This is a genomic window from Trichlorobacter sp., from assembly GCF_030247655.1.
In the GTDB taxonomy this organism is placed as follows: Bacteria; Desulfobacterota; Desulfuromonadia; order Geobacterales; family Pseudopelobacteraceae; genus Trichlorobacter.
In genome coordinates this window covers 1-4,786 of sequence record NZ_JAOTRZ010000219.1, presented here as the reverse complement: position 1 = coordinate 4,786, position 4,786 = coordinate 1, and the positions used below count along the sequence as shown (strand labels likewise).

The following is a 4,786-nucleotide window of genomic DNA, read 5'->3' as shown; positions in this document are numbered from 1 at the left end:
CGCTTAAAGCCTGTTTTACAATCCAGCCGCGAGAACGCTCTAGTCGTGCGGCAATCAGATCAACCTGTTCTGCAAGCGGGATTGGAATATGTGCAGTCAGAACTTTTGTGCTCATTGTATTCATTGGATAACCCTCCTTTTGCAAATATAATCATAGTGATTAATTATGATTATATCAAGTGCAACATATTTGCTCGATTATCGAAGAAGAAGCATGTAAAAGGTCTACCCCCAAACAGGATTCGAATTCGTAACTTGCCTATATTATGTTGAATACAGTGCTAAATTTTAAAATCAATCAACTTGAAGCTACTAAAAATGGCCGATTTCATTATGAAATCGGCCATCATCGGATTTGGCGTCCCCTGCAGGATTCGAACCTGCGACCTACGGCTTAGAAGGCCGTTGCTCTATCCAGCTGAGCTAAGGAGACTTAATTGTGAACAGCGAGTATATATACCCTACTGATGCCTGTCTTGACAAGTCCTGTGCTGAAACTTTTTTTCAGGAGAGCTTCGCCTTGAAATCCTGATAACCAAAACTGCGCACTACCTGCAGTTGGCTGGTAACTGGTTCAAAGGTACAGATGTGGGGATGCTGAATGCCGTTAAAGGTGGTGGTTTTGACCATGGTGTAGTGGGACATGTCTTCAAACACCAGCCTATCACCCGGCTTAAGCGGCTGTTCAAATGACCAGTCACCGATCACGTCGCCAGCCAGACAGGATGGGCCACCCAGCCGGTAGGTGTAGGGCTTTTCATTGGCTGCAAATCCGCCGGTGATGTCTGGACGGTACGGCATCTCAAGTATATCCGGCATATGGCAGGTGGCCGAGACATCCAAAATGGCAACATCCATCTGGTTATGCACAACATCTAGTACTTCGCTAACCAACACACCGGTGCCGATGGCAATCGCCTCGCCCGGTTCCAGATAGACGTCAACACCATATTTCCCACGGAAATACTTAACAAGTTCTACCAGGCCGTCAATATCATAGCCTTCGCGGGTGATATGATGCCCACCACCCAGGTTCAGCCACTTCATCCCCTGCAGATACGTGCCAAATTTCTCTTCAAATACCCTGGCTGTGCGCTCCAGCGGTTCAAACAGCTGTTCACAGAGGGTATGGAAGTGCAATCCCTCTACTCCGCTCAGGGAACGACCTTCAAATTCAGCAACCGGGATACCCAGCCTGGATGTGGGGGCACAGGGGTCATAGATGGCAGTGTGGCCTTCAGAATGTTCCGGGTTGACCCGCAGGCCGATGGAGACCCTGCCCTGCTCTTTTTCCCATAAGGGCCTGAATCGCTCCAGCTGATTAAAGGAGTTAAAGACCAGATGATTGGAGATACCCAGCAGCTCCACCACGTCGCTTTCTTTGAAGGCGGCGGCAAAGCTGTGTACCTCACGGCCAAACTCTTCCCGCCCCAGACGTGCTTCCCAGGGAGAGCTGGCGCAGACGCCGTGCAGGGTCTGGCTGATTAGCGGGAAGGTGCTCCACATGGAGAACTCCTTCAAGGCCATCAGGATTTTGGCACCGCTGCGTTGTTGCACCTGATCCAGAATCGCCAGATTATGGCGCAACCTGCCCAGATCCACCACGTAGGCGGGAGATGGGGCTGACTGAGCTATTTTAGGAATATCGATACCGGTCATTGAAATAGGTCACCAGATACGCCGGACACCATACTGATCAAGGGTAGTGTCAGCCGAGATAATAGCCATCTTTTCTGTGATGGACTGAGCTACCAGCAGGCGGTCAAAAGGGTCACGGTGGTAAAAAGGGAGCGACTCTACCTTGCAGACATGCCGAAACTCAATTGGCAGCAGCACAAATCCATCCTCTGCAATTTGTTCTGCTACAAAGCGTTCAACCGACATGACCAGAGTCAGCTTGCCAATGCTTGATTTTATAGCCATCTCCCAGCAACTCGCCATGCTTAAAAAACAATCATTACGAGGATTACGGATTACTTTCGACGCCTCATCAGAAAGCGCCGGGCTTCCATCAACCCACCAAAGAAAGGTATGTGTATCAAGCAGAAACCGCATCAGGTGTAGTCAGAAAAATCCACTGGTGTCTGGTCAAAGTCGGGGGCTATCGCAAGGATTTTCCCTTTGCCAGATCCCGGTTTACGTTCCTTACGGACTTCAACAACCGGAACCAGCTTAAGCAGCGGCTTGTTATCCCGTGCTATCACGACTTCCTCGCCTAGCATCGCTTTTTGAACCAGCTCAGAAAAATGTGATTTGGCTTCTGCAATATTAAACTGTGCCATAGGTCACCTCATGTTAGTCACTTTACCTGACCAACATAGATTTGTCAAACTGGCTACAGTTCCGGCCACTCGCCACCATCTACCACGACGGTAGGCAGCCCCATTGGCCCCAGCACCTCAAGGAACAGTTCAGGATCAAACTGTTCCATGTTCCAGACGCCAGGTGCATGCCACTTCCCTGTCAGCATCATGATCGCCCCCACCACGGCCGGTACGCCGGTGGTGTAGCTGATGGCCTGGGACTGAACCTCTTTATAGCAGGCCTCATGGTCGCAGATATTGTAGATGTAGACCTGCTTCTTCTTGCCGTCCTTGAGCCCCCGTGCAATCACACCGATGCAGGTCTTGCCTTTGGTCAACGGCCCCAGAGAGCCGGGATCAGGCAGCAACGCCTTTAAGAACTGGATCGGCACGATCTTCTGGCCCTGAAACTCCACCTCATCAATCCGGGTCATGCCTACGTTCTGCAGCACTTCCAGATGTTTGAGGTAGTTATCGGAAAAGGTCATCCAGAACTGGGCCTTTTTGATGGTAGGGATATGCTTGACGATTGACTCCATCTCCTCATGGTAGAGACGATAGCAGTTCATCGGCCCGATCCCCTCCGGGAAGTCAAAGACCCGCTTGGTGGAGAGCGCAGGACTTTCAACAAACTGACCGTTTTCCCAGTGACGACAGGTGGCGGTTACTTCGCGGATATTGATCTCAGGGTTGAAGTTGGTGGCAAAGGGTTGGCCATGGCTACCGGCGTTGGCATCGATGATGTCCAGTTCTTCAATGACATCCAGATAGTTCTTGGCTGCCAGGGCGGTATAGACGTTGGTAACACCCGGATCAAAACCGGAACCCAGCAGCGCCATCAGACCGGCCTGCTTGAAGCGGTCCTGATAGGCCCACTGCCAAGAGTATTCAAACTTGGCCGTATCAAGCGGCTCATAGTTGGCCGTATCCAGATAATCCACCCCGGTCTCAAGGCAGGCATCCATGATGGTCAGATCCTGATACGGCAGGGCCACGTTGATCACCAGTTTGGGTTGCAGCTGCTTGATTAGAGCCACCAGTTCAGGCACGTTATCGGCATCCACCTGGGCGGTCTTGATACTGTTACCCAGTTGGGCTGCAATGACATCACACTTGGCCTTGGTACGGGAGGCCAGGGTAATCTCGGTAAATACGTCACGACGCTGGGCACACTTGTGGGTCACCACCTGACCAACACCACCGGCCCCGATTATCAGAACTTTGCTCATGGTTTATTCTCCTAAATAGGTATAGCCAAGCAAGGTGCGATCAAGCAGCTCAATAAAGTGACTGCTCTCTTCAATGGAGACCTTCTTGATGGCAACCTGCTTCTCAAGGTTATCCCGCACATGTTTGAGTATCTCCGGCCCTTTGTACTGAACATACTTGAGGGTTTCCCAGGTGGCATCGCCGTTGATAACCGTATCAATCATGTAGCCGGTTTTTTTGTTAAAGGTGATATGCACGGCATTGGTGTCACCAAACAGGTTGTGCAGATCCCCCAGGATCTCCTGGTAGGCGCCGATCAGAAAGAAGCCGATGTAGTAGTCTTCGTCCTTTTTCAGCTTGTGCAGCGGCAGAAATTTGGCCCGGCCGTTTTCCCCCACAAAACTGGTGATCTCACCGTCTGAATCGCAGGTAATATCCGCGATAGAGGCCATCACATCCGGGCGCTGGCCCAGACGCTGTAGCGGCATGATCGGGAAGAGCTGATCAATGGCCCAGGAGTCAGGAATGGACTGGAACAGCGAGAAGTTGGCAAAGTAGGTCTGGCGCAGGGCCAGCTGAAAGTTCTGCAACTCTTCCGGAATCGGCTTGATCTTCTCCACAATGCTGTTGATTTTTTTGATGATCTTGGAGTAGAGCCATTCAGCAATGGCGCGATCCTGCAGGGTCAGATACCCCAGATTAAACAGGCTGACCGCCTCGTTGATTAGCTGCAGGGTATCGTGGTAATCCTCCCGCAACGAGTAGCGATCAATACTCTTGTAGATATCCAGCAGCTTCTTGACCGTTGGGGCCGGTTTTTCCATCTCCTCCAGAATCTGCTCATAATCCGGCATCAGGTTCTGGGTATTGGTATTAAGCACATTGGTAATCAGCACTGAATAATGGGCAACCGTAGCACGACCGGATTCAGAGATGATATTGGGGCAGTCCACCCCGGCCTCTTCGCAGATGTTTTTGATCTGGTAGATCACGTCATTGGCGTACTCTTCCACCGTGTAGTTAACGCTGGAGAAGTAGCTTGATTTGGAGCCGTCGTAATCAACCCCCAGACCGCCGCCGATATCGAGGTACTGGATATTAACTCCCAGTTTACGCATCTCTGAGTAGATCCGGGCCGCCTCGATCAGAGCGATCTTGATCTTGTCGATCTTGGTGACCTGACTGCCGATATGGGAGTGCAGCAGGTTGACACAATCCAGCAGATCGGCCTCTTGCAGCATCTTGATGGCAGCCATGATCTCAGACATCCGCAG

At 51.2% G+C, this 4,786-nt stretch carries 6 protein-coding genes and 1 tRNA gene; all 7 read right to left on the bottom strand.

Annotated elements, in window-relative coordinates:
- The coding region (locus tag OEL57_RS14190; RefSeq protein ID WP_300741313.1) for a ribbon-helix-helix domain-containing protein at positions 1-115 on the bottom strand (115 nt) is incomplete at its 3' end.
- A gap of 241 nt (positions 116-356) precedes the next feature.
- Positions 357-433: transfer RNA gene (locus OEL57_RS14185), tRNA-Arg, on the bottom strand.
- Between the two features lie 71 nt (positions 434-504).
- Positions 505-1,659: a carboxynorspermidine decarboxylase gene (gene nspC / locus OEL57_RS14180; protein ID WP_300741312.1), complete on the bottom strand. Its 1,155-nt coding sequence runs from the start codon at positions 1,657-1,659 to the stop codon at positions 505-507.
- Positions 1,660-1,668: 9 nt separating this feature from the next.
- The gene (locus OEL57_RS14175; RefSeq protein WP_300741311.1) at positions 1,669-2,055 is read right to left on the bottom strand and encodes a type II toxin-antitoxin system VapC family toxin; all 387 of its coding nucleotides are present in this window, start codon (positions 2,053-2,055) and stop codon (positions 1,669-1,671) included.
- A complete protein-coding gene (locus OEL57_RS14170) occupies positions 2,055-2,282 on the bottom strand; it encodes a type II toxin-antitoxin system Phd/YefM family antitoxin (RefSeq protein WP_300741310.1) in 228 nt (75 codons plus the stop codon). The genes OEL57_RS14175 and OEL57_RS14170 overlap by 1 nt, the downstream gene beginning before the upstream one ends.
- 53 nt (positions 2,283-2,335) lie before the next feature.
- On the bottom strand, positions 2,336-3,532 hold the full coding sequence (locus OEL57_RS14165; RefSeq protein WP_300741308.1) for a saccharopine dehydrogenase family protein: 1,197 nt from the start codon (positions 3,530-3,532) through the stop codon (positions 2,336-2,338).
- Between the two features lie 3 nt (positions 3,533-3,535).
- Positions 3,536-4,786: biosynthetic arginine decarboxylase (speA, locus tag OEL57_RS14160; RefSeq protein ID WP_300741305.1), on the bottom strand; the 1,251-nt coding region annotated here is incomplete at its 5' end.

What these genes read in the sequence shown, in the direction of transcription:
- nspC (WP_300741312.1), bottom strand. Translation starts at nt 1,659, where the DNA reads ATGACCGGTATCGATATTCCTAAAATAGCTCAGTCAGCCCCATCTCCC.
- OEL57_RS14175 (WP_300741311.1), bottom strand. Translation starts at nt 2,055, where the DNA reads ATGCGGTTTCTGCTTGATACACATACCTTTCTTTGGTGGGTTGATGGA.
- OEL57_RS14170 (WP_300741310.1), bottom strand. Translation starts at nt 2,282, where the DNA reads ATGGCACAGTTTAATATTGCAGAAGCCAAATCACATTTTTCTGAGCTG.
- OEL57_RS14165 (WP_300741308.1), bottom strand. Translation starts at nt 3,532, where the DNA reads ATGAGCAAAGTTCTGATAATCGGGGCCGGTGGTGTTGGTCAGGTGGTG.